Raw genomic sequence first — 25,222 nt, 5'->3', positions numbered from 1 at the left:
AATCCGTCCCATGCCCAGCCTGAACGACATCCGCTCGACCTTCCTCGACTTCTTCGAACGGAACGGCCACCGGCGCGTGGACAGCTCGCCCCTGGTGCCGCGCAACGACCCGACGCTGATGTTCACGAACTCGGGCATGGTCCAGTTCAAGAACCTGTTCACGGGGCTGGAACACCGCGACTATACCCGCGCGACCACGGCGCAGAAATGCGTGCGCGCGGGCGGCAAGCACAACGACCTCGACAATGTCGGCTATACCGCGCGGCATCACACCTTCTTCGAGATGCTGGGCAACTTCTCCTTCGGCGACTACTTCAAGACCGAGGCGATCCCCTACGCCTGGGAGCTGCTGACCAGGGACTTTGGCCTCGCCAAGGACAAGCTGCTCGTCACGGTCTATCATACCGACGACGAGGCGGCGGCGATCTGGAAGAAGGTCGCGGGCCTGGGCGACGACCGCATCATCCGGATCCCCACCGACGACAACTTCTGGCGCATGGGCCCGACCGGCCCCTGCGGCCCCTGCACCGAGATCTTCTATGACCACGGCCCCTCGATCTGGGGTGGCCCGCCCGGCTCGGCCGAAGAGGATGGCGACCGCTTCATCGAGATCTGGAACCTTGTCTTCATGCAGTTCGAGCAGTTCGAGGACGGCTCGATGAAGCCTCTGCCGAACCCCTCGATCGACACCGGCATGGGGCTGGAGCGGATCGGCGCGCTCTTGCAGGGCAAGCACGACAACTATGACACCGACCTGATGCGGGCCCTGATCGAGGCTTCGGCCCATGCGACCAACTCGGACCCCGACGGGCCGGGCAAGGTGCATCACCGGGTCATCGCCGACCACCTGCGGTCCACCAGTTTCCTGATCGCGGACGGCGTCATGCCCTCGAACGAAGGCCGCGGCTATGTGCTGCGCCGCATCATGCGCCGCGCCATGCGCCACGCGCACATGCTGGGCGCGCAGGACCCGGTCATGCACCGGCTGGTTCCGGCGCTGGTCCAGCAGATGGGCGCGGCCTATCCCGAACTGTCGCGCGGCCAGGCGATGATCGAGGAAACGCTGAAGGGCGAGGAGACGCGCTTCAAGCAGACGCTCGACCGGGGCCTGCGGCTGCTGTCGGACGAGGTTGCGCGCCTGCCCGAGGGCGCCGACCTTCCGGGCGAGACGGCCTTCAAGCTTTACGACACCTACGGCTTCCCACTGGACCTGACGCAGGACGCGCTGCGCGAGCAGGGCCGGGGCGTCGAGGTCGCGGGCTTCGACGCCGCCATGGCCGAGCAGAAGGCCAAGGCGCGCGCCGCCTGGGCGGGCTCGGGCGAGACCAAGGACGCCGCGATTTGGTTCGACCTGGCCGACCGCTTTGGTGCGACCGAGTTCCTGGGCTATGACACCCAAGCTGCCGAGGGCGCGATCCTTGCGCTGGTGCAGGACGGCGCCGAGGTCGAAGCGGCGGGCGAGGGCCAGCAGGTCCAGATCGTCGTCAACCAGTCGCCCTTCTACGCCGAAAGCGGCGGCCAAGTGGGCGACACCGGCCTGATCAAGACCGAGACCGGCGCGGCGCAAGTCACCGACACGAAGAAGTCGGGCAACCTGTTCATCCATTTCGCCACCGTGACGCAGGGCCAGCTGGCGCGCGGGCAGGGGGCAACCCTGTCGGTGGACAGCGCCCGCCGGGGCGCGATCCAGGCCAACCACTCGGCCACGCACCTGCTGAACGAGGCGCTGCGGAATGCCCTGGGCGAACACGTCGCGCAGAAGGGCAGCCTGAACGCCGAGGACCGGCTGCGCTTCGACTTCAGCCACAGCAAGGCGCTGAGCGCCGAGGAACTGGCGCAGGTCGAGGCCGAGGTGAACGCCGTCATCCGCCAGAACACCCCCGTCGAGACGCGGGTGATGGCGCCCGACGACGCGCGCGAGATGGGCGCCCAGGCTCTGTTCGGAGAGAAATACGGCGACGAGGTGCGCGTGGTGTCCATGGGCCGGCGCGAGGGCTCGGGCAAGGGCACGAACCGCGACATCTACTCGATCGAGCTTTGCGGCGGCACCCATGTCAGCCGCACCGGCGACATCGGCGCCTTTGTCCTGCTCGGCGACAGCGCGTCCTCGGCCGGCGTGCGGCGGGTCGAGGCGCTGACCGGACAGGCGGCGCTGGCGCATCTGCGCGAGGCGGAACGGCAGCTTGCGGAAATCGCCGGGATGCTCAAGGCGCAGGCGGGTGACGTTGTGGGCCGCGTCAAGGCGCTGGCCGACGACCGCAAGGCCATGCAGAACGAGATCGCGCAGCTCAAGCGCCAGTTGGCGATGGGCGGCGGATCGGAGGCCGCGCCCAAGGACATCGGCGGCGTGCAGGTGATCGCGCGGCGGGTCGAGGGCGTTTCGGGCAAGGAACTGGGCGCGCTGGCCGACCAGATGCGCTCGGGCCTCTCGACCGGCGCGGTCGTCGTCATGACCGAGGACAACGGCAAGGCCACGGTGGCGGCGACGGTGACGCCCGATCTCGCGGAACGGGTCAGCGCGGTGTCGCTGGTCCAGGCGGCGGTTGCCGCGCTGGGCGGCAAGGGCGGCGGTGGCCGTCCCGACCGCGCGCAGGGCGGAGCGCCGTCGCTTGACGCGCTCGACGACGCCATCGCGGCGGTCGAGAAGGTGATCGCGGACGCCGCGTGATCCATTCCCTGCGCGGGGTTGTGATCAGCAACCCCGCGCAGGGCCGAAGGAATATGCTGATTTGTCGCCCGGCCGCTGCTAACGTCCGCCCAAACACGAATGCGGGGGACGGGAATGTGTCGCTGGGCGGCCTATCTGGGCAGGCCGATCTTTCTTGAGGACATCGTCAGCCGGCCGGGGCACTCGCTGATCCGCCAGAGCCACGGCGCGGTCCGCTGCCAGACTCCGGTCAACGCCGACGGCTTCGGCCTCGCTTGGTATGGCGAGCGGGACGAGCCCGGCCTTTACCGCGACGTGATGCCCGCCTGGTCGGACCCGAACCTCCGTAGCCTGACCGCGACGGTCAAGTCGCACCTGTTCATGGCCCATGTTCGCGCCTCGACCGGCACGGCGACCAGCCGCAACAACTGCCATCCCTTCGCCGTAGGCCGCTGGTCCTTCATGCACAACGGCCAGTTCGGCGGCTATGACGGCTGGCGCCGCGCGGCCGAGCTGCTGATCCCTGACGCGCTTTACCCGCACCGCAAGGGCGCGACCGACAGCGAGGCGCTGTTCCTCTGCGCCTTGGGCGAGGGGCTTGAGAACGACCCCTGCGGCGCGCTGGCCCGCGCCACCGCGCGGTTCGAGGCGCTGGCCCGGCGGCGCGGCGCCGCGCCTCATGTCCGTCTGACCTGCGCCTTCTCGGACGGGCGGCGGCTTTACGCGGCCCGCTATGCCACGGACGACTTTGCCCCGACGCTGTTCCACCGCTGGTCCGACAGCCGCATGGGCCGCGCCGTGGTCTCCGAGCCGCTGGAAACGGACGAGGCCGACTGGCTGGAGGTCCCGCCCGGCTCTTTCTGCGTCTTCGAGGGCGACACGGTCACGATCACGCCCTTCGTGGTCGAGCCGCTGCGCGAGGCGGCCTAGCCGATCTCGCCCCGCTGGCCGCCCGTTTGGGCGCGGTCCAGCAGCAGGTGGTCGAGGATCACGCAGGCTGCCATCGCCTCGGCCACCGGCACCGCGCGGATGCCGACGCAAGGGTCGTGGCGGCCCTTGGTGATCAGGTCGATCTCCTCGCCTGCGCGGTTGATCGTCCGGCGCGGGGTCAGGATCGAGCTGGTGGGCTTCACCGCGAAGCGCAGCACGATGTCTTGGCCCGTGGAAATGCCGCCGAGGATGCCGCCCGCGTGGTTTGACAGGAACTCGGGGCCGTTCGGACCCATGCGGATCTCGTCGGCGTTCTCGGTTCCGCGCAGGCGGGCGGCGGCCATGCCCTCGCCGATTTCCACGGCCTTGACCGCGTTGATCGACATCATCGCCGCCGCGAGATCGGTGTCGAGCTTGCCATAGACCGGCGCGCCGAGGCCCGGAGGGCAGCCCTGGATCAGCACCTCGACGACGGCGCCGACGCTGTCCTGCTCCTTGCGGATGCGGGTCAGGTAGTCGGTCCAGTCGGGGACCGCCGCAGCGTCGGGCAGGAAGAAGTCGTTGCGGGTGATCTCCTCGGGATCGAAGCGCGAGCGGTCGATCGTCAGCTCGCCCATCTGCACCATATACCCCGTGATCGTCACCTGTTGCGCCAGTTCGCGCAGGACCGCGCGGGCGACGCCCCCCGCAGCGACGCGGGCGGCGGTTTCGCGGGCGCTCGAGCGGCCGCCGCCGCGATAATCGCGGTGGCCGTATTTCAGGTGATAGGTGATGTCGGCGTGGCCGGGGCGGAAGGCTTGGGCGATCTCGCCATAGTCGCGCGAGCGCTGGTCGGTGTTCTCGATGGTCAGCTGGATGGGGGTGCCGGTCGTGCGGCCCTCGAAAACGCCGGAGAGAATCCGAACGGAATCAGGCTCTTGCCGCTGCGTGGTCATCTTCGACTGGCCAGGGCGGCGGCGGTCGAGGAAGGGCTGGATCGCCCCTTCGTCCAGGGCCACGCCGGGGGGGCAGCCGTCCACGGTGGCACCCAGCGCGGGGCCGTGGCTTTCGCCCCAGGTGGTGACGGTGAAGATGCGACCGAAGCTGTTGACGCTCATGCGGAAAACCCCTTTGCGACGGCATAGGCGAGGGGGAGGCGCGGCGCAACGGGGCGCGCTTTCGGAACTCCGGCCCCGGCCTGTCCGGGGCGGATTTCCCCGGAAAACGCCATGCACATCGGATGTACGGGGGATGCACAACCCATGCACAGCCGATGCGAACGCCGCATTGAGCGGGCGTTAACTTCTTTCCGCCAGACTGCGGCCAAAGGGCAGGGGGCGCGCATGGCGGGATCGAAGGCCGAGTCGGCGAGGCGGTTGAACTATCACTACATGGCCGACGCGATGCGGCGGCTGGAATGGGACCTGCACCAGAAGCTGCTGACCGAGGGGCGCATCCCCGAGGCCTGGCACGAGATCGCGCGCGAGCGCGGCGAGGCGAAACGCATCCGGGTGACGATCGCGCTGGAGGAGGACGTGGTCCGCTTCTTCCGCGGCATGGGCGAGGGCTATGGCCCCCGGATGAACGCGGTGCTGCGCGCCTTCATGCACGCGCGACTGGCGGGCCTGCTGCGCGGGGGCGAGACGATGGACTACCTGTCCCGGCGCGCCGAGGAGGGGCTGGACGGCCGCAAGCCGGGCTGGGGCGAGGCGCAGAAGGACTTCGAAGACCTCGGCCCCGACGCCGCCCGGCTGATGAGCGACGAGCCGGGGGTGCCCCTGGGCGAGGAGAAGCGCGCGGCGCGGGCGGATACGATGGCGTGGTTAAGGGCGAGGTAGGGTGGGGTATCACCCCGCCGTTGTGGGGTGGTCAGGTAAAGTCCCATCCTGCGCTTGCTGCCGACGTGCAAAGGCTTACAGTTGTAGATATGCGCGATAGCCAGTCCTTCTCTCAATGGAACTTTTCAAAGCTGCAAACCGCTTAATTCCATTATTGTGTGAGTCAATTGTATTTGTGGACAGCTTGAGTGATCCTGTCGTAACAACGGGAGCAAAAACCGCTCCTAAAGACGCGCCTATTAGGCCGCCCATGTGCTCGCCAATGGCAGCGCCACTCGCACTTGCAACCAAACTGATGGCAAGATTGGCACCAGAGTTGAACCTGTCTTTCCGGATAGCTGATTGCGCGCGATTGATCTCGCGGGAGATGTCAGCCGTCTTCTCTAGGGTATATTCCTTGAATTCACGAACGTTGCTTTTTGAGGTAAGATTAAATCGACCCGCAACGCTGTGAACGAGTTCGTGAATATTGTTTCTGACATCTTCGTACTCGTCTCTAATGCTTCCGTAGTCCTTTGGTCTTATTTTAGCTATAGAGTCAGGTATGCTTATATTAAGCAGAAGTGCTAGGAGAGTGTCGTGCTCGCTCTCTAAATCGCCCTCCGGCTGGAAAAGTGCATCTTTCAATGCGGTTTTATTTGATGTTACCAAGCTAAGAGTCTGGTCAGCTGCGATGCTTCGTGCAAGCTGCGAAAGAATAAATGCTCCTACTCGCGGATGGACTAGGATAGGAAATGCTTCATGGTGGAGAGAGTTCACTCTTGCTGCAAGTCTGATCTCGAGTAGTTCCTCTAGTAAGTCTTGAGGGAACTTTTGTTGCGCTAGGTAAATCCAAGATTCTGAATATTTTCTACCTGAAGTAAGGATGTGCGCAGACTCCGGCGTTAGCTTTCCTTGCGAATCAAACTTAAGCCTTCTCCATACTTCATTGTGTCGAGATGAATTGACTGTAGGGGAGTAAAGTAGGCTTAGCTGATCACGAAATTCTTTTCTTTCGTACCAGCTGTTATAATGATAGTTTGGATCTACAAATCCCATAGCGTCATCAGGGATGAAGTCTTTGATTGCGCTTATGGGCGCGCGCCGAAGAACACCCGCTTGGTCCGACGCAGGTACAATAGTACGGACGGTATGATTAACTAGCAAGTGTGTCCGCAATTCAGCATGATCGGGCAGATACTGCGGATAGATTAGAGAGTTCATAGCGTTTCACCCCTGCAACGTCCTGACTCCCACGTCCCCTTCCTCGCGTGACTTGATCGCCGCCACGGCGGCGATCGCTCCGGCCGCCGTCGTGAAATAGGGGATCTTATCGTAAAGCGCGACCGAGCGGATGTCGCGGGAATCGGCGATGGCCTGCGCGCCCTCGGTCGTGTTCAGGACCATCGCGATGTCGCCGTTCTTCAGGCGGTCCACGATGTTCGGGCGGCCTTCGTAGACCTTGTTGACCAGCTCGGCCTGGACCTCGGCGCCGCGCAGGAAATCAAGCGTGCCACGGGTGGCGATCAGGGTGAAGCCCATGGCGGAAAGGTCGCGCATCGCCTCGGCCATCTCGGGGGTCTTGTCGGCGTCCTTGACCGAGACGAAGACGCGGCCCTCGTCCGGCAGATGCGTCCCCGCGCCCAGCTGCGCCTTGAGGAAGGCGCGGGCGAAGTTGCGGTCCCAGCCCATGACCTCGCCGGTCGAGCGCATCTCCGGCCCCAGCAGCGTGTCGACGCCGGGGAAGCGGGCGAAGGGCAGCACCGCCTCCTTGACCGAGAACCAGGGCGTGACCGGGTCGGCCAGCGTCAGCGGGTCGGCATAGGGCAGGGGCGTGTCGGGGCCGACGCCCTCGGGGTAGGCGGGGCGGAGGGGGAAGTTCTCCATCGGCTCGCCCGCCATCAGGCGCGCGGCGATGGAGGCGATGGCGCTGTCGGTGGCCTTGGCGACGAAGGGCACGGTGCGCGAGGCGCGGGGGTTGACCTCGAGCACGAAGATCTCGCCGTTCTTGATGGCGAACTGCACGTTCATCAGGCCCACGACGTTCAGCGCGCGGGCCATGGCGACGGTCTGGCGCTTGAGCTCCTCGATGGTGGCGGCGTCGAGCGTATGGGGGGGCAGCGAGCAGGCCGAGTCGCCCGAATGGACGCCGGCTTCCTCGATATGCTCCATGATGCCCGCGACATGGACGGTGGTGCCGTCGGACAGCGCGTCCACGTCGACCTCGATGGCGCCCGAGAGATAGCTGTCGAGCAGCACAGGGTTCTTGCCGGACACCTGCACCGCGGTCGTGATGTAGCGGTTGAGGTGGTCGGTGTCGCGCACGATCTCCATCGCGCGGCCGCCGAGGACGTAGGAGGGGCGGATCACCAGCGGGAAGCCGACGCGCTGCGCGATCTCGCGCGCCTCGTCGGCGGAATGGGCGATGCCGTTGACGGGCTGCTTGAGGCCGAGGTCGTGGAGCAGCTTCTGGAAGCGCTCGCGGTCCTCGGCGAGGTCGATGGCGTCGGGGGTGGTGCCGAGGATCGGGATGCCCTCGTCCTTGAGCGCCTGAGCGAGCTTCAGCGGGGTCTGGCCGCCGAACTGGACGATGACGCCGTGGAGGGTGCCGTTTTCCTGCTCCACCCGCAGGATTTCGAGGACGTGCTCCAGCGTCAGGGGTTCGAAGTACAGGCGGTCCGAGGTGTCGTAGTCGGTCGAGACCGTCTCGGGGTTGCAGTTGACCATGATGGTCTCGTAGCCCGCGTCGGTCAGCGCGAAGCAGGCGTGGCAGCAGCAGTAATCGAACTCGATCCCCTGGCCGATGCGGTTGGGGCCGCCGCCGAGGATGACGACCTTCTTGCGGTCGCTGGGGCGGGCCTCGTCCTCGACGTCGCCCATCGCGGGGGTCTCGTAGGTCGAGTACATGTAAGGGGTCTGGGCCTCGAACTCGGCCGCGCAGGTGTCGATGCGCTTGAAGACGGGCAGGACGCCGGCGCCGCGGCGGGCGCGGCGGATGGCGGTTTCCGTCTGGCCGGTCAGGTGAGCGAGGCGGGCATCGGTGAAGCCCATCATCTTGACGCGGCGCAGGCCGGCGGCGTCCGAGGGCAGGCCGTGGTGGCGGATCTCGGCCTCGGCGTCCACGATCTCGCGGATGCGGGCGAGGAACCAGGGGTCGAAGCTGGTGACGCGCTGGATTTCATCGTTGGAAAGCCCGGCGCGCATGGCTTCGGCGATGACGCGGATGCGGTCGGGGGTCTGACGCGACAGGGCCTTGATGAAGGCGGGCTTGCCTTCCTCGGCGGCGCCCTCGATGGCGATCTCGTCGAGGCCGGTCAGGCCGTTCTCCATCGAGGCCAGCGCCTTTTGCAGCGATTCGTGGAAGGTGCGGCCGATGGCCATGACCTCGCCCACCGACTTCATCGCGGTGGTCAGATCGGGCCTGGCGCCGGGGAACTTCTCGAAGGCGAAGCGCGGGATTTTCGTGACCACGTAGTCGATCGACGGCTCGAAGGAGGCGGGCGTGACCTTGGTGATGTCGTTGTCGAGTTCGTCCAGCGTGTAGCCGACAGCAAGCTTGGCCGCGACCTTGGCGATGGGGAAGCCAGTGGCCTTGGACGCCAGCGCCGAGGAACGGCTGACGCGCGGGTTCATCTCGATCACGACCATGCGGCCGTCGGCGGGGTTCACGGCCCACTGGACGTTCGAGCCGCCGGTCTCGACGCCGATCTCGCGCAGCACCGCGATCGAGGCCGAGCGCATCCGCTGGTATTCGCGGTCGGTCAGCGTCAGCGCCGGGGCAACGGTGATCGAATCGCCCGTGTGGACGCCCATCGGGTCCACGTTCTCGATCGAGCAGACAATGATGGCGTTGTCCGCGCGGTCGCGGACGACTTCCATCTCGTATTCCTTCCAGCCGAGCAGGCTTTCGTCCACCAGAACCTGCGCGACCGGCGAGGCATCAAGGCCCGAGCGCACGATGGCCTCGTAATCGTCGCGGTTATAGGCCACGCCGCCGCCCGTGCCGCCCAGCGTGAAGGCGGGCCGGATGATGGCGGGCAGGCCGATCTCCTCCAGCGCCTCCATGGCCTGCGCGACGCCGGCCGAGATGTCGTATTTCCCGTTCGGCAGCTTGGGCGCCGAGACGATGGTGGCGCGGGGGTTTTCCAGCCCGATCCGCTCCATCGCCTCGCGGAAGAGCTTGCGGTCCTCGGCCATCTCGATGGCGGAACGCTGGGCGCCGATCAGTTCGACGTTGTATTTTTCCAGCACGCCCATGTCGGCCAGTGCCAGCGCCGTGTTCAGCGCGGTCTGCCCGCCCATGGTCGGCAGCAGCGCGTCGGGACGCTCGGCCGCGATGATCTTTTCCACGATCTCGGGGGTGATCGGCTCGATATAGGTCGCGTCGGCCATGCCGGGATCGGTCATGATCGTGGCGGGGTTCGAGTTCACCAGGATGACCCGGTAGCCTTCCTCGCGCAGGGCCTTGCAGGCCTGAGCGCCGGAGTAGTCGAACTCGCAGGCCTGGCCGATGACGATGGGTCCGGCGCCGATGATCAGGATCGAGGAGATATCATTTCTTTTCGGCATGGCTGTCCCCTCGACGATTGTCGGCGTGCAAATCGTCGGGGGTTATAGACAGCGGCGGCGGTTCCGCAAGGGCAGGCAGCATTGCACGGGGCGGGACGCAGCGTGGAAGGGCATGAGGCGTCCGCGCGAGAGGAAGCCTTGCGACGGACGGAGGAGGGGCAGCGCAGGAGCCGCCCCTTGGCCGCACCCACGCCTGCGCCGGGCCTCATGCCTCGCGCAGGGCGGTGATCTCGCGTTCCAGCGCGCTTGCGCCGCCGGGCAGGGACAGGCGGATGCCGTCCGCCGTCACCTCGGCGCCGGTCACGCGGGCATAGGCGCCCACGGCCTGTGTGCTCAGGACCTCTTCGCCACGATAGCTCACCAGCTTGAAGCTGTAGAGCCCGTCGGCCAGCGGGCCTTCGGCTGTCCGACCCGCCCAGTCGATCTCGCCCGTGCCGGTGCCGATGTCCTCGCGCAGCGCCTCGCGGCCGTGCGCGTCCATCACGACCAGTTCGACCCGGTCGGCGCCGCTTGCGGGGCGGATGTCCAGCGTGAGCGGCTCGCCGTCGAAGCTGACGGGCGCGGATGTCCGCACCTCCTTCCCGATCCAGCCGGCCAGCGCGCCCAGGCCCCCCATCTGACCGATCGCGACCTGTTCCAGCAGCTGGTTGGTGCGGACCTGCTGCTCGACCCCCGAGAAGGTCGCCAGCTGCACCGCGAAATCGGACCCTTCCATCGGGTTCAGCGGGTCCTGGTTCCTGATCTGTGTCGTCAGCATCTTCAGAAAGGTTTCGAAGTCGCCGCCGGCCATGGTCGAGGCAGAGGGGGCGGCTCCCCCGCCGGGCAGGGCAGGAGAGGTGGCGGAGGCGGGGGCAGGGGAGGTGATGCTGTTCATGCGGTTGATCCTAAAGGCGGATGTCGAGGCGGGAGAGGGAGGGTGCGGGGGGCGCGGGCCGGTCGGCAGGTCCTGCGCGCGCGCCCTCGGGGGCGCTTTCGGGGGCGCCAGCCTGGGAGGGCTGCCGGAAGCCGCCGCCCCGGTTCTGGCCCTGACCGTCCTGCCGCAGCAGGTCCAGCCGCGCCTCGGGCATGCCGTTCTCGCGCAACTCGCGCAGCAGCTGGTCGCTGTGGCGCCGGATGAGATCGGCGGTGTCCGGGCGCTCGACATACAGCCCCAGGTGCCCCGGATCGCCTTCGGCCCCCAGCAGAAGCGTGACGCGTCCCAGTTCGACAGGGTTGAGCACGACCTCGACCTGGCCGTCCCGCGTGCGCACGATGGCGTCGGCAACGGGACGTTCGGGCGCGGGCACATGCGGCGGGTGCGGAGCGGCTGCCTCGGCCCTTGCAGGAGGGCGGGAGGCCGCCTCGGGCACGGGTGCAGGTCCGGGCATGGCCGGCGCGGAGGTTGCGGCGTCGGCCGCCGCCTGCGGAGCATGGAGGTCGGCGTCTTCCCTGGCAGCCGCTTCAAGCGGGGCAGGCTCACCGGACGCGGTCGAGGCGCCTGCCTGTTCGTGGGCTGCGCCCTCGCTGGGCGCGGCCGTTTCGGCCGGACGCGCTGATGAGGCGGCGTCGCGGTCATGTCCCAAAGAAGCGGGCGGGGCTGCCGTCTCCTGAGCTGCCGCAGGGCCAGTCAGTTCCGGGATTTCCGTTCCAGGTGCCTGGAGTGCAACCCTCACGGTCTGGCGGCCTTGTCGATGCTCTGCCAAGGCGGGTGCGGGGCTTGCCCCGGTCGCCGTCGGCGCCGCGCCGCGCAGGGAAGCTTCCTGCGTCATGGAACGCAGCGGGGGCTCGGCCGCGAGAAAAGCGGGGCGGCCCGCACGTTCCGCCTGGAGCGGTGCCTGATCCGGGGATGGCACCTGGGAGCCCGGGAGATTCGGGTCCGACGCGGCCGAGCCCTCCCGCAGCGCTGGAGTCGTGGCCGCAAGTGCCCCCGCCTGAGCGCCCATGAGGGCGGTATCCCGCGCAGGGTCAATGCCCTGCTGCCAGGCAGGGGGCGCGTCGCCAGGCGGCTGGCCCAGGAAGGTCCCGGCAAGGGTTGGCGGCGCTTCGGACCAGACGGGCTGCCCAACCCCCTCGGGATCGGCCTTCTCGGCGGCATGCTCCTCCTCGGCCGCATCCGGGTCCGGCGCCTCCGGCTCGGCGGTCGGAGCCTCCTTCCGCAGACCGGAGGACCGGGCTGCGGCGAGCAGGTCCAGCACCGCCTCGAATGCAGCGGCCTGACCCGGAGAGGCCGCCTCTGCCGGGGCTGTGCCGGTCTGCGCGGGCAGGGCCGAGGCGGCAGAAGAAAGACGTGCAATCGCGGTCGGCATCGCATGGCCCCTGAGAATCACGGTTTGTGATTACCCGGTCCGGGTTACCGAATATTTACCGCTGAAGGGTAATTGAGGGATCAGGCGAATTAATCTGGTGAGAAGATGAAAATCCAAGGATACGGGGCGGATATTTCCCCGCGGATTCAGCTTGCAGGGGCCGGAGATCAGCTGGAAACGGCGTTCCTTGCGGAAATGCTGAAGATCGCCATGCCGGATGCGGGGGCGGGCGCATTCGGTGGCGGAACGGGAGAGTCGCAGTTTTCCTCCTTCCTGACCGAGCAGCACGCGGCCGCGCTGGCCTCGCGCCTCGACCTCGGCCTTGCGGGCAGGCTGGAGGCGGACCATGGATAAGGCGGAACGGCTGCTCGAAACCGCCTGCGCCGCCATGGCCCAGGGCGACCCCGAGGCTTGCCGCAAGGCGCTGGAGTCCTTTGCGGCCCAGGTCGCATGCGAGCCCCTGAACCCCGAGGCGCAGGCAGCCTGCGAACGCCAGCTGGCGCGCCTGCGCGGGCTTGCCCTCTCGGCGCTGGAGGGCCTGGACAGCGCGCGCGCCTGGCTGCGCGAATTGTCGGCGCTGCTCGGCGGGCTGGATGTCTATGACCGCAGCGGGCGGCAGCGGGTCGCCACCGTGCTTTCCGCCCGCACGCAGCGGTTTTGATAAAATGCCTGCAACTCGGTTTTTGGCGCCGCCGCGGCAATTCACTATTCCTTAGGCGGCACCGGATAGAAAGGTGATCGCGTCGGAAGGCGCCGGGCGCAGCCCGATGGTCAGAAGGCCGGAACTCACGAAACCCGGACGGGGATAAAACGTCCGCAAGCGAAGGGGGACACAATGTCCAGCATTCTGACCAACAACGGCGCGATGGTCGCGCTGCAGACCCTCAAGGGGATCAACGCCGGCCTGGCCAAGACGCAGGACGAGATCTCGACCGGCAAGTCGGTGGCGACGGCCAAGGACAACGCCGCCGTCTGGGCGATCTCGAAGGTGATGGAGGCCGATGTCAGCGGCTTCAAGGCGATCTCGTCGGGCCTTGCGACGGCGGGGCAGACGGTCGGCATGGCGCGGGAAGGGGCCGAGCAGATCACCGGCCTGCTGACCAAGATGCGCGACACGATCGTGACCTCGCAGAACGCCACCAATGCGCAGGACCGCGCCAAGCTGCAGGAGGATGTCACCAACCTGAAGGCGCAGATCGAGGGCGTCGTGAAGGGGTCGCAGGTCAACGGCCTGAACCTGCTGGACGGCAGCACGACCTCGGTGGACTTCCTGTCGTCGCTTGACCGCAGCTCGACGGGCGTCAGCACCTCGAACATCAACGTTTCGGGGAAGAACCTGTCCACCGGCGGATACGTCGCCAAGGACATCTTCGGCGCGGGCACGGCGCCCGCCTCGGCCGCGGGCGATAGCGCGGTGATGTCGCTGGGGGCCGGAGACACGACCGGCGTCACCCTGGTCATCGGTGCCGGCGCCGGTAGCCTTGCCGCCGGCGACAGCGTCTCGATCCGCATCGGCGACAAGACGGCGACCTACACGGTCAGCGCGGCGGATGCGGGTTCGACCACGCCCAACGACGTCGTGGCCGTGGGCCTCAAGTCCGCCATCGAGAAGCTGGGGATCAGCGGGGTCAGCGTCGATTACGACTCGGGTACCGCGGGGCAGCTCACGATCAAGTCGGGCACCGTTCCTGCGACCACCAACGACCTGAACATCACCGCGCAGTTCCGGAACGCGGGTGCGGGCGGGCTTGGTGCGCTGGCCGGCCTCGACGTCACCACGCCTGCAAACGCCCAAGCGGCGCTCGCCTCGATCGAGACGATGATGCAGGCCTCTACCAACGCGGCTGCCTCCTTCGGTGCCGCCGGACGCCGGATCGAGATGCAGTCCGACTTCGTATCCAAGCTGACCGACACGCTGAAATCCAGCGTGGGCGCGCTGGTGGACGCGGACATGGAGGAAGCCTCGGCCCGCCTGCAGGCGCTGCAGACCCAGCAGCAGCTGGGCATCCAGTCGCTGTCGATCGCCAACAAGGCGCCGCAGAACATCCTGTCGCTGTTCCGTGGCTGACGACGCCCGGGCGCGCCTTTGCGCGCGCCCGTCCCCTTTCCGTCTGAAGGAGTCCAGAATTGACCGCTCACCAGACCGGGCTTGCGGCCCGCCGCTTCGGATCGGAACAGGTCCGCACCGCGCGGGGCATGGAATACGACGCCTTCTCGCGCGTCACCCGCCAGTTGCAGCACGCGCTTTCCGGGCAGGCCTCGCCGGCCGTTGCCGCTGGCGCCAACGCGCAGCTGTGGACCATTCTGGCCAGTGATCTGGCCGAGGAGGACAACGCCCTTCCCGCCGAGTTGCGCGCGGGCCTTCTGTCGCTGGCGATCTTCTCGCTGCGGCATGGCCGGGCGGTGATGACGCAGGGCGCCAGTCCGCAGCCGCTGATCGACATCAACCTGCATGTGATGAAGGGCCTTCGCGGCGAGGTTGCCGCATGACGGGCCTGGTTCTCAAGCTCGCACCCGGCGAGCGCCTGTTGATCAACGGCGCGGTGATCGAGAATGGCGACCGCCGCTGCAGGATCTCGATCAAGACCCCGAACGCCAGCATCCTGCGGCTGAAGGATGCAATCCATCCTGATGACGTGGCGACTCCGGTGGCGCGGGTGTGCTATGATGCGCAGCTTCTTCTGTCAGGGGATGCCGATCCCGCGCAAGGTCAGCGCGATCTTCTGCGGGGGATCGAGCAGCTGGTCCAGGTGTTCGACGATCCCGAAAGCCGCGAGACCCTGGGCGCTGCGGCCGAGGACGTGATTGCAGGCAATGTGTATCGCGCACTGCGCCAGTTGCGCAGCCTGATGCCACGCGAGGCGCGGATCTTCGCGCAGATCACATGAGCTTCCAGCCGCTTGTCGGACAGGGCGGTTACGCCGGCTGGCGGCTGCTCGCCAGAACAGGCGAGACGCAGAAGGCGCTGATCGCGCGCGATCCCCAGGTGGCGCGCGACACGGCCCATGTCCGCGCGAAGCTGGGCCAGGTGGGCAGCGCCGAGGAACTGGTGTCGGATTTCCGCCTGCTGCGCACGACGCTCAGCGCCTTCGGGCTTGAGACGGACGCGAGCAACCGCTTCTTCATCCGCAAGGTGCTGGAGTCCGATCTGGACGATCCGAAAAGCCTGGCGAACCGGCTGGGCGACAAGCGCTATCGCGCCATGGCCGAGGCGTTCCGCTTTGCTGAGGGCGCGCGCCCGTCGGTCAAGCTGGCCGATGAGATCGCCGAGCGTCATGTGTCGGCGGAACTGGAGCGCCGCGTGGGCACGGTCGATGGCAACCTGCGCCTGGCCATGAGTGCCAGGCGTGAACTCGGCGTGCTGGCCGGCTCGAGTGCGACGGACAATACGCGATGGTACAATATCCTTGGCTCGGCGCCGCTGCGGAAGGTGGTCGAGGGCGCGCTGGGCCTTGGGACCGACTTCGGCAAACTGCCGATCGACCGCCAGCTTTCCGAGATGAAGCTGCGGAGCGGCAGGCTCTTCGGCTCCGAGTCGCCTTCGGTCTTCGCCGATCCGGCCAATGTCGAGAAGCTGATCCAGCGGTTCCTGGTCCGCGCCCAAGCCGTCAGTCCCGCGCAGTCCTCCTACAATGCGGCGCTCGTGCTGTTGTCGGGTTGAAGACGACAGGACAAGAGGGGGAGGGCGGCATAGGCCGGCAAGAGCACGCAAGTCTTCGGCGATTTTGCAGGCTGGGTCCGGCGGGCAGGCAGGCTGCGAGCGCAGGTAAAGGTGGCTTCATCATGCAGTTCCCGGCAGAGCCTGCGCGTCCGTCTGGCCCAGGCTGATCCTGCCTGGCCCGACGAGCTTGCAGGAGAGAGGCGGGCGGGTGCCGTCCAGCACCTCCGCACCGCGCACGCCTCTTTTTTCGCCGCCCTGAGTCCGGCCTGATCCGAGTGGGCCGGACGGTCTTGCAGCAATAAAGCAGGCGGGTGTCACCCGACAGGCCCGCGCCTGTGCATCTTTCTGCCGCGCCCTCGTTCATGACACCGGTCTGTGTCCAGACAGCCTTCCTCTCCGAAAGGGCAGAGCCGGGAGCTTGAGCAGAAGAGGCAAAGGAGAAGTGAGGAGGCGGAAGGAAGGGACGGAGAGGGCAGGGGCAAGTACGGGGGCAGGGGCAACTAGCAGGAACAGGTCATCTTGGGTTGGCGCCGTTCGGGCAATGGCGCGAAAGGCTGGTTCGCAGGGCCAGCCATCCTTGAGATCCCAAGTTCAGCGCCGTCCGAAAGTTGGCGTGGAAAGCGCGGTTCTGATCCTCATGACAGCAGCGCGCCCAGCACGACGCCTGCGGCCAGCAGGCTGATGGCCAAGGGCCAGCGGGGTGCCGCCGTTTCGACGATGATTGTGCCGGGCTCGGGACGGGACAAGCGGTCGATCTGGCGGTCCACGACCTCGGGCAGCAGGGGGCCTCGGCGGCCGAGCGCCTGGACGACCTTCAGCCCGTCGCGCAGGGCGGCGCGGGGGCCGAGGTTGTCGCGGATGTAAAGCTCGACCACCGGCCGCGCGGCGGCCCAGATGTTGATCTGGGGGTCGAGCGTGCGGGTCACACCCTCGACCACGACCATGGTGCGCTGCAGAAGGATCAGCTCGGTCCGGGTGGCCATGCCGAAGCGCTCGGTCACCTCGAAGAGATAGGCCAGCAGGTTCGCCATCGAGATGCGGCTCGCGTCGGCGCCGAAGATCGGCTCGCCCACCGCGCGCAGGGCGCGGGCGAACTGCGCCATGTTGCGGTCAGGGGGGACGTAGCCCGCCTCGAAGTGGACGCGGGCGACGCGATGATAGTCCCGCTGGATGAAGCCGTAGAGGATCTCGGCATAAACCCGGCGGGTATATTCGTCGATCTGGCCCATGATGCCGAAGTCGAAGGCGACAATGTCGCCGTTCGGCGCAATCCGCAGGTTTCCCTGGTGCATGTCGGCGTGGAAGAAGCCGTCGCGCAGGGCATGGCTGAGGAAAAGCTGCAGCAGCCGCTCGGCCAGACGCGAGGTGTCGTGCCCCGCCGCGCGGATCGCGGGCACGTCGGCCATCGGGATGCCCTCGGCCCAGTCGCTGGTCAGCACGCGCCGGCCGCTGAGGTCCCAGTGCGGGTGAGGGACGGAAAAGCCCGCGTCCTCGCGTGTGTTCTCGGCGAATTCCGAGGCCGAGGCCGCTTCGAGCCGCAGGTCCAGCTCGCCCATCACGACGGACTCGAAATGCGAGATCACGTCGCGCGGGCGCAGGCGGCGGCTGGAGGGGGACAGCCGCTCGATCATGCCGGCAGCGAAGTGGAAGGCGTCGATGTCGCGGCGGAAGGCGGCGGCGATCCCCGGCCGCAGCACCTTGACCGCGACCTCGGCGCCCGTGTCGGTGCGGCGCGCCCGGTGGACCTGCGCGATCGAGGCGGCGGCCACGGGTTCCGAGAACTCGGAAAACAGCGTTTCGACCGGAGCGCCCAGATCCTCCTGCACCTGCAGGCGGGCGATCGGGGTCGCGAAGGGCGGCAGACTGTCCTGCAGCATCCGCAGGTGGCCCGCCATCTCGGCGCCGACCACGTCGGGGCGGGTCGAGAGAATCTGCCCGAACTTGATATAGGCCGGACCCAGCGCGGTGATCGCCCGCGTGACGGGGGGCAGCGCCGGGTCCCCGCGATAACCGAGCCAGGCAAAGGGCAGGCCCAGCAGCCGGGCGGCGACCCGCAGCCGGGGTGGGGCGTTCATGGCGTCCAGCGCCTGGCCCATCGCGCCCGTGCGCTGGAAGGTCGCGCCCGTGCGGATCAGGCGCCAGATGTTGTGAGGGCCGCGCATCTCAGATCTTCCAGCCCGAATGCAGCGCGGCGATGCCCATGGAGAGATTGCGGTACTGCACCCGCGCGAAGCCCGCGTCCCGGATCATCCCCGCGAAAGTCTCCTGGTCGGGGAAGCGGCGGATGGATTCCACGAGATACTGGTAGCTGTCGCGGTCCCCCGCGACCAGTTGCCCGAGCGGCGGGATCACGTTGAAGGAATAACGGTCATAGGCCCATTGCAGCATGGGGACGGGAAGCTGCGAGAACTCCAGCACCATCAGGCGGCCGCCGGGCTTCAGGACGCGGAAGGCCTCGGCCAGCGCATCGGGGATGCGGGTCACGTTGCGGATGCCGAAGCTGATCGTGTAGCGGTCGAAGCTTTCGTCGGCAAAGGGCAGGGCCATGGCGTCGCCCGTGACCCAGGCGAGGCGGTCGGCCAGACGGTCTGCCTCGGCGCGCTTGCGCCCCTCGACCAGCATGGACTCGGTCATGTCGCAGACCGTCACCCGCGCCCCCGGGGCGCGCTGAAGGAAGCGGAAGGCGATGTCGCCGGTCCCGCCCGCCACGTCCAGCAGGTGCTGCCCGTCGCGTGGGGCCAGCCAGTCCATCATGGCGTTCTTCCAGATGCGGTGGATGCCCACGCTCATCAGGTCGTTCATCACGTCGTACTTGGACGCCACGCGCGAGAAGACGCCATGCACCATTCCCGCCTTTTCGCCCTCGGGCACGTCGCGGAAGCCGAAATGGGTGTGCCCCTCGGATTGTTTCGGGGAGTCTTCGGTCATAGCTGAACATCCAGTCGCCGGTCAGGGCGGCACCATGCAGCGGATGGGCGGGAAATGCCAGAACTGCCGGAAGTGGAAACGGTGCGTCGCGGTCTTGCGCCGCACCTTGTCGGGCGGCGCATTGTCCGGGTGGACCAGCGCCGCCCCGACCTGCGCTGGCCGATGCCGCCGGACCTCGTGCAGGTGCTGACGGGCGCGCGGGTGACGGACCTGCGGCGGCGGTCGAAGTATATCCTCGCCGATCTCGACCGCGATGCGAGCCTGCTGCTGCATCTGGGCATGTCGGGCCGGGTGCGGATCGAGGGCGAGGGGCTGGGCCGGTTCCACCACGATCCTGCCGTGTTGCCCCGGCACGACCACCTTGTGCTGGTGACCGAGGACGGCACGACCATCACCCTGAACGATGCCCGCCGCTTCGGCGCGGTGGATTTCGTACGCGGCGAGGACCACCCGCTGCTGGCGGCCCTGGGCCCCGAACCCTTGGACGAGGATTCCACGCCCGAGCGGTTGGCGGCGGCCCTGGCCGGGCGGCGGACTCCCATCAAGGCGGCGCTGCTGGACCAGCGGATCGTGGCGGGCCTGGGCAACATCTATGTCTGCGAGGCACTGTTCCGCGCGGGCATCCACCCGACCCGCCCCGCCGGCCGCATCGGGTCCGAGCGCATCGCCCGCCTGCACGCCGCCATCCGCGAGGTGCTGCTGCAGGCGATCGAGGCGGGCGGCTCGTCCCTGCGCGACCACCGCCAGACCTCGGGCGAGCTTGGCTATTTCCAGCACAGTTTCCGCGTCTACGGCCGCGAGGGGCAGCCCTGCCTGCGGGACGGCTGCGGCGGCACGCTGCGGCGGATCGTGCAGGGGGGGCGGTCCACCTGGTATTGCCCGGTCTGCCAGCGGTGACGCTGGAAGGGGCGCGCGCGCTTTGCTAAGCCGGGGGCCACGCTTCAATCGCTCCGGGGAACCGCTTCCATGGCCTACCAGACCCTGATCGTCGAAATCACCGACCATGTCGCCCTGATCCGGCTGAACCGCCCCGAGGCGCTGAACGCGCTGAGTGGCCAGCTCGTGTCCGAGCTTGCCGCCGCCATGAAGGCCGCCGACGCCGACGCGGACGTGCGCTGCATCGTCCTGACCGGCAGCGAGAAGGCCTTTGCCGCAGGCGCCGACATCAAGGAAATGGCCTCGAAATCCTATGTGGACGTGCTGACGGGCGATCTTTTCGGTCCCGAGATCGAAGTGATCCAGCGGGTCCGCAAGCCGGTCATCGCCGCCGTCGCGGGCTATGCGCTGGGCGGGGGCTGCGAACTTGCGATGATGTGCGACTTCATCATCTGCGCGGATAACGCCAAGTTCGGCCAGCCCGAGATCAACCTGGGCGTCATCGCGGGCATCGGCGGCACGCAGCGGCTGACGCGCTTTGTCGGCAAGTCGAAGGCCATGGACATGAACCTGACGGGCCGCTTCATGGACGCGGCCGAGGCCGAGCGCTCGGGCCTCGTCAGCCGCGTCGTGCCCGCCGACAAGCTGCTGGACGAGGCGATGGGCGCGGCGAAGAAGATCGCCTCCAAGTCGGCGATCGCCACGATGGTGGCGAAAGAGGCCGTGAACCGCAGCTACGAGACGACGCTGCGCGAAGGGCTTCTGTACGAACGCCGCGCCTTCCACGCGCTGTTCGCCACCGAGGACCAGAAGGAAGGCATGAGCGCCTTTGCCGAAAAGCGCGAAGCGCAGTTCCGCGACCGCTGATTCGGGTCTTTCATTTCGCGCCCGCAGCGTTTATAGGCGGGCGCTGAAATGCGCGTGGGCCCGCTTAGGCATGAAACAGGACCGCCTCTCTTTGCAGGGGCGGTGGCTTGGGTCTTTTGCGCGATCATAGAACGCAACTGACCAGGAAAGACCCCAGCATGGCCAATACGCCCCAATCCCAGAAGCGCGCCCGCCAGACCGAGCGCCGCACTGCCGTCAACAAGGCCCGCCGCTCGCGCATCCGCACCTTCCTGCGCAAGGTCGAGGAAGCGATCGCCGGTGGCGACGCGCAGGTCGCGGCCCAGGCGCTGCAGGCGGCCCAGCCCGAACTGATGCGCGGCGTCACCAAGGGCGTGGTCCACAAGAACACCGCGTCGCGCAAGATCTCGCGCCTGGCGGCCCGCGTGAAGGCGCTGTCGAAGGCCTGATCCGGCACATTCCGCGTGCCTTTGCAAGGGCGTCCCGGAGCTTCGGGGCGCCCTTTGTCATTCTGCGCCGCAGCGTCAACATTTCTTGTAAGTCATTGATTTTGCTCGCGTCATAAAAGCGGTGCAAGACTGCCACAGATTCGACGGGCAAAGGGGCTGTCAAGCCGATAGTTCGGTTGCGGGCCTCCGGGGCTTGCCGCTAGCTTGATCCAAGCGATTCACGTCGCAACAGGGGATGAACGCCCGGGCCTTCAGCTGCCAGCACAGGTCCGGGCAGGCGCCAGCCGATGCCGCGGCCCGCTGCCACGGGCCGATCCGGCGCGCCACGGGTCCGTTTCCGGCTGCCACCGGGACGGGCCGACCCGGAACAGACAGAAGGGGCCACCGGCCCGACGCGCCAAAGGCTCGCCTGTGGCGTCCCTGTCCTGTTCATCCCTGTGTTGCGGCGTGATCGCGGTGTCCTGCCGGCGTTCCCGGCGGGGGTTCGGGGACGAAAAGGAACGATTCGGATGGATGATCTTTGGACGGGCGCACGATCCGAACTCGAAGCTCGGGTCGGGACCCACAACTACGTCACCTGGCTGGCGCCGCTGAGCCTGCGCGCCATCGACGGCGGATCGGCCGACATCGCCTGCCCGACGCGCTTCCTGTCGGACTGGGTGTCGCGCCATTATGCCCGCCCGATCCTTGACGCGCTGGTCCACCAAGGCGCCGAGGTCGAGCGGCTGAGCTTCACCGTTGCCGCGCCTTCTCCTGCCGTGGACACCCGCCCGGCCGAGCTGCGCCCGGTGGACTCGATCCCGCGCGCGGTGGCCAGCCCGATGCCCGCCACGGCGGCTGCGGCTGCGGCTGCGCCCGCTCCGGTTCGCGCGCCCCTGCGCGACGAGGAGATGACGGCGCCGCTGGACGCGCGCTTCACCTTCGACAACTTCGTGGTCGGCAAGCCCAACGAGCTGGCCCATGCCGCCGCCCGCCGTGTGGCCGAGGGCGGGCATGTCACCTTCAACCCGTTGTTCCTTTACGGGGGCGTGGGCCTGGGCAAGACGCACCTGATGCACGCCATTGCCTATGAACGGCAGACCCGCGACCCGCAGGCGCGCATCCTGTATCTGTCGGCCGAGCAGTTCATGTACCGCTTCGTCCAGGCGCTGCGCGAGCGCACCGTGATGGACTTCAAGGAACTGTTCCGCACCGTGGACCTGCTGATGGTGGACGACGTCCAGTTCATCGCCGGCAAGGATTCCACGCAGGAGGAATTCTTCCACACCTTCAATGCGCTGGTGGACCAGGGCAAGCAGATCGTCATCTCGGCCGACCGCGCGCCGGGCGAGATCAAGGACATGGAGGAGAGGATCAAGTCGCGCCTCTCCTGCGGGCTGATCGTGGACCTGCACCCGACGGATTACGAGCTGCGCCTGTCGATCCTGCAGTCGAAGACCGAACAGTTCCGCCTGACCTATCCGGGCCTGCGGCTGGGGCAGGGGGTGCTCGAATTCCTCGCCCACCGCATCACGTCGAATGTGCGCGTGCTGGAAGGCGCGCTGCAGCGGCTGTTTGCCTTCGCCAGCCTCATGGGGCGCGAGATCGACCTGGACATGACCCAGGAGTGCCTCACCGACATCCTGCGGGCCTCGGATCGCAAGGTCACGGTCGAGGAGATCCAGCGCAAGGTGGCCGAGCATTACAACATCCGCCTGTCGGACCTGGTCGGCCCCAAGCGGGTCCGCACGCTGGCCCGGCCGCGCCAGATCGCCATGTATCTGGCCAAGCAGATGACCAGCCGCAGCCTGCCGGAAATCGGTCGCCGTTTCGGCGGGCGCGACCACACCACGATCATGCACGGAATCCGCAAGATCGAGGAACTGCGCACCGAAGACCGCAGCCTCGCCGAGGACATCGACCTGCTGCGCCGCTCGCTGGAAGCCTGAGTCTTCACGGGCGCTTGACCGCCGACGAACATTGACGAAACTGAGCGCGCCGCCCTTCGGGGCGGCTTTCGCGACCAAAGGGGCAAGGACGCCATGAAATTCTCGATCGAAAAGGCGGTTCTGAACAAGGCCGTGTCGCAGGCCCAGTCGGTCGTGGAACGCCGCAACACCATCCCGATCCTGTCCAACGTGCTGATCGAGGCCACGCCCGAGGGCGTCAGCTTCCGCGCCACCGATCTCGACACCGAGGTCGTGGACCGCGCGCCCGCCACCGTGGAACGTCCCGGCGCCACCACCGTCAGCGCGGCGCTGCTGAACGATATCGCCCGCAAGCTGCCCGATGGGGCGCTGGTCAACATCGCCTTTGACGCGGATTCGGGCCGGGTCAGCGTTCAGGCGGGACGGGCGAACTTCAACCTCGCCACGCTGCCGCGCGAGGATTTCCCGGTCATGGCCTCGACCGAATACACGGCGAACTTCACCGCGCCCGCACCGGTGCTGCGGCGGCTCTTCGACAAGTCGCGCTTCGCGATCTCGACCGAGGAAACGCGCTACTACCTGAACGGCGTCTACATGCATGTCGCGGATGGCGAGGGCGGGCGCACCCTGCGCTGCGTGGCGACCGACGGCCACCGCCTTGCCCGGATCGACGCGCCCCTGCCCGAAGGGGCCGAGGCGATGCCGGGCGTGATCGTGCCCCGCAAGACCGTGGCCGAGCTGAAGAAGCTGCTGGACGACGACGAGGCGGAGATTGCCGTCTCGATCAGCGAAACCAAGGTGCGCTTTGCCAATCCGACCATCACCCTGACCTCGAAGGTGATCGACGGCACCTTCCCGGACTATACCCGCGTGATCCCGCGCGGGAACACCCGCCGGCTGGAGGTGGATGCCGCCGATTTCGCCCGCGCCGTGGACCGCGTGGCGACCGTCAGCAGCGAACGTTCGCGCGCGGTGAAGCTGGCCCTGGACGAGGACCGCCTGATCCTGTCGGTGAACGCCCCCGACGCGGGCGCGGCCGACGAGGAACTGGCCGTGGCCTATGCCGACGAGCCGCTGGAGATCGGCTTCAACGCCAAGTACCTGCAGGAGATCGCGGCCCAGATCGACCGCGAGAACGCCGTCTTCCTGTTCAACGGCTCGGGCGACGCGGCGCTGATCCGCGAAGGCGGGGACGAATCCGCCGTTTATGTCGTCATGCCGATGCGCGTGTGACGCTGAGCCATCTGGCTCTGGCGCAGTTCCGGTCCTGGCCGCGGCTGGCGCTGGAGCTGGACGCGCGGCCGGTCGCCATCTTCGGCCCGAACGGCGCGGGCAAGACCAACATCCTGGAAGCCCTGTCGATGCTGTCGCCGGGTCGCGGGATGCGCAGCGTCGCCCCCCAGGACCAGGCACGGCGCGGGCCTGACGCGGGCTGGCGCATCCGGGCGACCATCGACGACCATGCGGTCGAAACCGGCGCGGCGCCGGGCGAGGGACGCCAGGTCACCATCGACGACAAGCCCGCGCCGCAGGTCGCCTTGGGGGCGCTGCTGCGGCTGATCTGGCTGACGCCCACGATGGACCGGCTGTGGACCGACGCGCCCGAGGTACGGCGGCGTTTCCTCGACCGCCTGACGCTCAGCTTCGCGCCGGGGCACGCGGAGGAGGCGCTCGCCTATGAAAAGGCGATGCGCGACCGCAACCGCCTGCTGCGGGACGATGTGCGCGACGAGCGCTGGTATCGCGTGCTTGAAGCGCGGATGGCCGAGGCGGGCGCCGCGATCACCCGCAACCGGCAGGAGGCGCTGGCCCGGATCATGCAGGCGCAGGCCGGGGCCGAGACCAGCTTCCCCTCGGCGCGGCTCGTGCTGCTGGCGGGCGACGGCGAGGCCGATGATGCGGATGCGGACAGCATCGCCGCCCGACTGGCCGCGATGCGACACCGCGACATGGCGGCGGGCCGGACGCTGACCGGTCCCCACCGCGCCGATCTCGGCGCAAGCTGGGGCCCGCAGGACATGCCCGCCGCGTTGAGTTCGACCGGAGAGCAGAAGGCGCTTCTGCTGTCACTGATCCTCGCCAACGCCCGCGCGCTGGCGCCCGAGCGCCCCGTCGTTCTTCTGGACGAGGTTGCCGCGCATCTGGACGCGGGCCGCCGCGCCGCGCTGTATGACGAGATCACCGCGCTGCCGGCGCAGGCCTTCCTCACCGGCACGGGGCGCGAGCTGTTCGCCGCGCTGGACGGCCGGGCCCGCTTCCTTCACGTTGAGCGCGAAGGCGAGGCCTCGACCCTGACGGACGAGGGCTGAGGCCGCGCCGCACCGCGCC

The 25,222-nt window shown here is 67.8% G+C and carries 22 protein-coding genes; 15 read left to right on the top strand and 7 right to left on the bottom strand.

Translation table 11 applies throughout. From position 1 onward, the window contains the following. The first annotated feature begins 10 nt into the window (after nt 1-10). Nucleotides 11-2,668: an alanine--tRNA ligase gene (gene alaS / locus ACFFII_RS05955; protein ID WP_377697965.1), complete on the top strand. Its 2,658-nt coding sequence runs from the start codon at nt 11-13 to the stop codon at nt 2,666-2,668. Nucleotides 2,669-2,782: 114 nt separating this feature from the next. Further along, nucleotides 2,783-3,577, top strand: coding sequence for a class II glutamine amidotransferase (locus ACFFII_RS05950; protein ID WP_377697964.1), 795 nt, complete (start codon nt 2,783-2,785; stop codon nt 3,575-3,577). On the opposite strand, the gene aroC is transcribed toward ACFFII_RS05950, so the two are convergent. Then, nucleotides 3,574-4,674, bottom strand: a complete 1,101-nt coding sequence (aroC, locus tag ACFFII_RS05945; RefSeq protein ID WP_377697963.1) for a chorismate synthase — start codon at nt 4,672-4,674, stop codon at nt 3,574-3,576. The genes ACFFII_RS05950 and aroC overlap by 4 nt on opposite strands. Before the next feature lie 225 nt (nt 4,675-4,899). On the opposite strand from aroC, the gene ACFFII_RS05940 reads away from it, so the two are divergent. Continuing rightward, a complete protein-coding gene (locus ACFFII_RS05940; protein ID WP_377697962.1) occupies nt 4,900-5,394 on the top strand; it encodes a BrnA antitoxin family protein in 495 nt (164 codons plus the stop codon). Nucleotides 5,395-5,469: 75 nt separating this feature from the next. Here the strand turns inward: ACFFII_RS05940 and ACFFII_RS05935 are convergent, their stop codons facing one another. The 4 genes from ACFFII_RS05935 to ACFFII_RS05920 all read right to left on the bottom strand — a co-directional run bounded on the left by ACFFII_RS05935 (nt 5,470) and on the right by ACFFII_RS05920 (nt 12,227). Beyond that, complete coding sequence (locus ACFFII_RS05935) at nt 5,470-6,597, bottom strand: hypothetical protein (protein WP_377697961.1); 1,128 nt, start codon at nt 6,595-6,597, stop codon at nt 5,470-5,472. A gap of 6 nt (nt 6,598-6,603) precedes the next feature. Further along, nucleotides 6,604-9,942: a carbamoyl-phosphate synthase large subunit gene (carB, locus tag ACFFII_RS05930; protein ID WP_377697960.1), complete on the bottom strand. Its 3,339-nt coding sequence runs from the start codon at nt 9,940-9,942 to the stop codon at nt 6,604-6,606. Nucleotides 9,943-10,147: 205 nt separating this feature from the next. Further along, nucleotides 10,148-10,816 carry a flagellar hook capping FlgD N-terminal domain-containing protein gene (locus ACFFII_RS05925; protein WP_377697959.1) on the bottom strand — a complete coding sequence of 223 codons (669 nt, stop codon included), beginning with the start codon at nt 10,814-10,816 and terminating at the stop codon, nt 10,148-10,150. A gap of 10 nt (nt 10,817-10,826) precedes the next feature. Next, on the bottom strand, nt 10,827-12,227 hold the full coding sequence (locus ACFFII_RS05920; RefSeq protein ID WP_377697958.1) for a flagellar hook-length control protein FliK: 1,401 nt from the start codon (nt 12,225-12,227) through the stop codon (nt 10,827-10,829). 105 nt (nt 12,228-12,332) lie between these two features. On the opposite strand from ACFFII_RS05920, the gene ACFFII_RS05915 reads away from it, so the two are divergent. The 6 genes from ACFFII_RS05915 to ACFFII_RS05890 all read left to right on the top strand — a co-directional run bounded on the left by ACFFII_RS05915 (nt 12,333) and on the right by ACFFII_RS05890 (nt 15,888). Further along, entirely contained in the window at nt 12,333-12,581 is a 249-nt protein-coding gene (locus ACFFII_RS05915) for a flagellar biosynthesis protein FlgJ (RefSeq protein ID WP_377697957.1), read from the top strand. Beyond that, entirely contained in the window at nt 12,574-12,888 is a 315-nt protein-coding gene (locus ACFFII_RS05910) for a hypothetical protein (RefSeq protein WP_377697956.1), read from the top strand. Before ACFFII_RS05915 ends, ACFFII_RS05910 begins: the two co-directional genes overlap by 8 nt. A gap of 174 nt (nt 12,889-13,062) precedes the next feature. Beyond that, entirely contained in the window at nt 13,063-14,295 is a 1,233-nt protein-coding gene (locus ACFFII_RS05905) for a flagellin N-terminal helical domain-containing protein (protein ID WP_377697955.1), read from the top strand. A gap of 59 nt (nt 14,296-14,354) precedes the next feature. After that, nucleotides 14,355-14,717: a flagellar biosynthesis regulator FlaF gene (gene flaF / locus ACFFII_RS05900; protein ID WP_377697954.1), complete on the top strand. Its 363-nt coding sequence runs from the start codon at nt 14,355-14,357 to the stop codon at nt 14,715-14,717. Then, entirely contained in the window at nt 14,714-15,115 is a 402-nt protein-coding gene (gene flbT / locus ACFFII_RS05895; protein WP_377697953.1) for a flagellar biosynthesis repressor FlbT, read from the top strand. The genes flaF and flbT overlap by 4 nt, the downstream gene beginning before the upstream one ends. Further along, the gene (locus ACFFII_RS05890; RefSeq protein ID WP_377697952.1) at nt 15,112-15,888 is read left to right on the top strand and encodes a DUF1217 domain-containing protein; all 777 of its coding nucleotides are present in this window, start codon (nt 15,112-15,114) and stop codon (nt 15,886-15,888) included. Before flbT ends, ACFFII_RS05890 begins: the two co-directional genes overlap by 4 nt. Nucleotides 15,889-16,523: 635 nt before the next feature. Here the strand turns inward: ACFFII_RS05890 and ubiB are convergent. Beyond that, complete coding sequence (gene ubiB, locus ACFFII_RS05885) at nt 16,524-18,050, bottom strand: 2-polyprenylphenol 6-hydroxylase (protein WP_377697951.1); 1,527 nt, start codon at nt 18,048-18,050, stop codon at nt 16,524-16,526. 1 nt (nt 18,051) lies between these two features. Then, nucleotides 18,052-18,816 carry a bifunctional demethylmenaquinone methyltransferase/2-methoxy-6-polyprenyl-1,4-benzoquinol methylase UbiE gene (gene ubiE, locus ACFFII_RS05880; protein ID WP_377697950.1) on the bottom strand — a complete coding sequence of 255 codons (765 nt, stop codon included), beginning with the start codon at nt 18,814-18,816 and terminating at the stop codon, nt 18,052-18,054. Between the two features lie 54 nt (nt 18,817-18,870). On the opposite strand from ubiE, the gene mutM reads away from it, so the two are divergent. From mutM to recF, 6 genes are all read left to right on the top strand, one after another. Further along, nucleotides 18,871-19,713 (top strand): bifunctional DNA-formamidopyrimidine glycosylase/DNA-(apurinic or apyrimidinic site) lyase, encoded by an 843-nt coding sequence (gene mutM / locus ACFFII_RS05875; protein ID WP_377697949.1) that lies wholly within the window; start codon nt 18,871-18,873, stop codon nt 19,711-19,713. 69 nt (nt 19,714-19,782) lie between these two features. After that, the gene (locus ACFFII_RS05870) at nt 19,783-20,559 is read left to right on the top strand and encodes an enoyl-CoA hydratase (protein WP_377697948.1); all 777 of its coding nucleotides are present in this window, start codon (nt 19,783-19,785) and stop codon (nt 20,557-20,559) included. Nucleotides 20,560-20,717: 158 nt separating this feature from the next. Next, nucleotides 20,718-20,987, top strand: a complete 270-nt coding sequence (rpsT, locus tag ACFFII_RS05865; RefSeq protein WP_090752703.1) for a 30S ribosomal protein S20 — start codon at nt 20,718-20,720, stop codon at nt 20,985-20,987. A gap of 509 nt (nt 20,988-21,496) precedes the next feature. Continuing rightward, nucleotides 21,497-22,915 (top strand): chromosomal replication initiator protein DnaA, encoded by a 1,419-nt coding sequence (gene dnaA, locus ACFFII_RS05860; protein WP_377697947.1) that lies wholly within the window; start codon nt 21,497-21,499, stop codon nt 22,913-22,915. 93 nt (nt 22,916-23,008) lie between these two features. Next, nucleotides 23,009-24,127, top strand: a complete 1,119-nt coding sequence (gene dnaN / locus ACFFII_RS05855) for a DNA polymerase III subunit beta (RefSeq protein WP_377697946.1) — start codon at nt 23,009-23,011, stop codon at nt 24,125-24,127. After that, a complete protein-coding gene (gene recF, locus ACFFII_RS05850; RefSeq protein WP_377697945.1) occupies nt 24,124-25,203 on the top strand; it encodes a DNA replication/repair protein RecF in 1,080 nt (359 codons plus the stop codon). The genes dnaN and recF overlap by 4 nt, the downstream gene beginning before the upstream one ends. The last annotated feature ends 19 nt before the right edge of the window (nt 25,204-25,222 follow it).

Source organism: Paracoccus niistensis (assembly GCF_042432925.1).
Lineage (GTDB): Bacteria > Pseudomonadota > Alphaproteobacteria > Rhodobacterales > Rhodobacteraceae > Paracoccus > Paracoccus niistensis.
The sequence above is the reverse complement of the archived record's forward strand: the minus strand, read 5'-3'. Positions and strand labels throughout refer to the sequence as shown.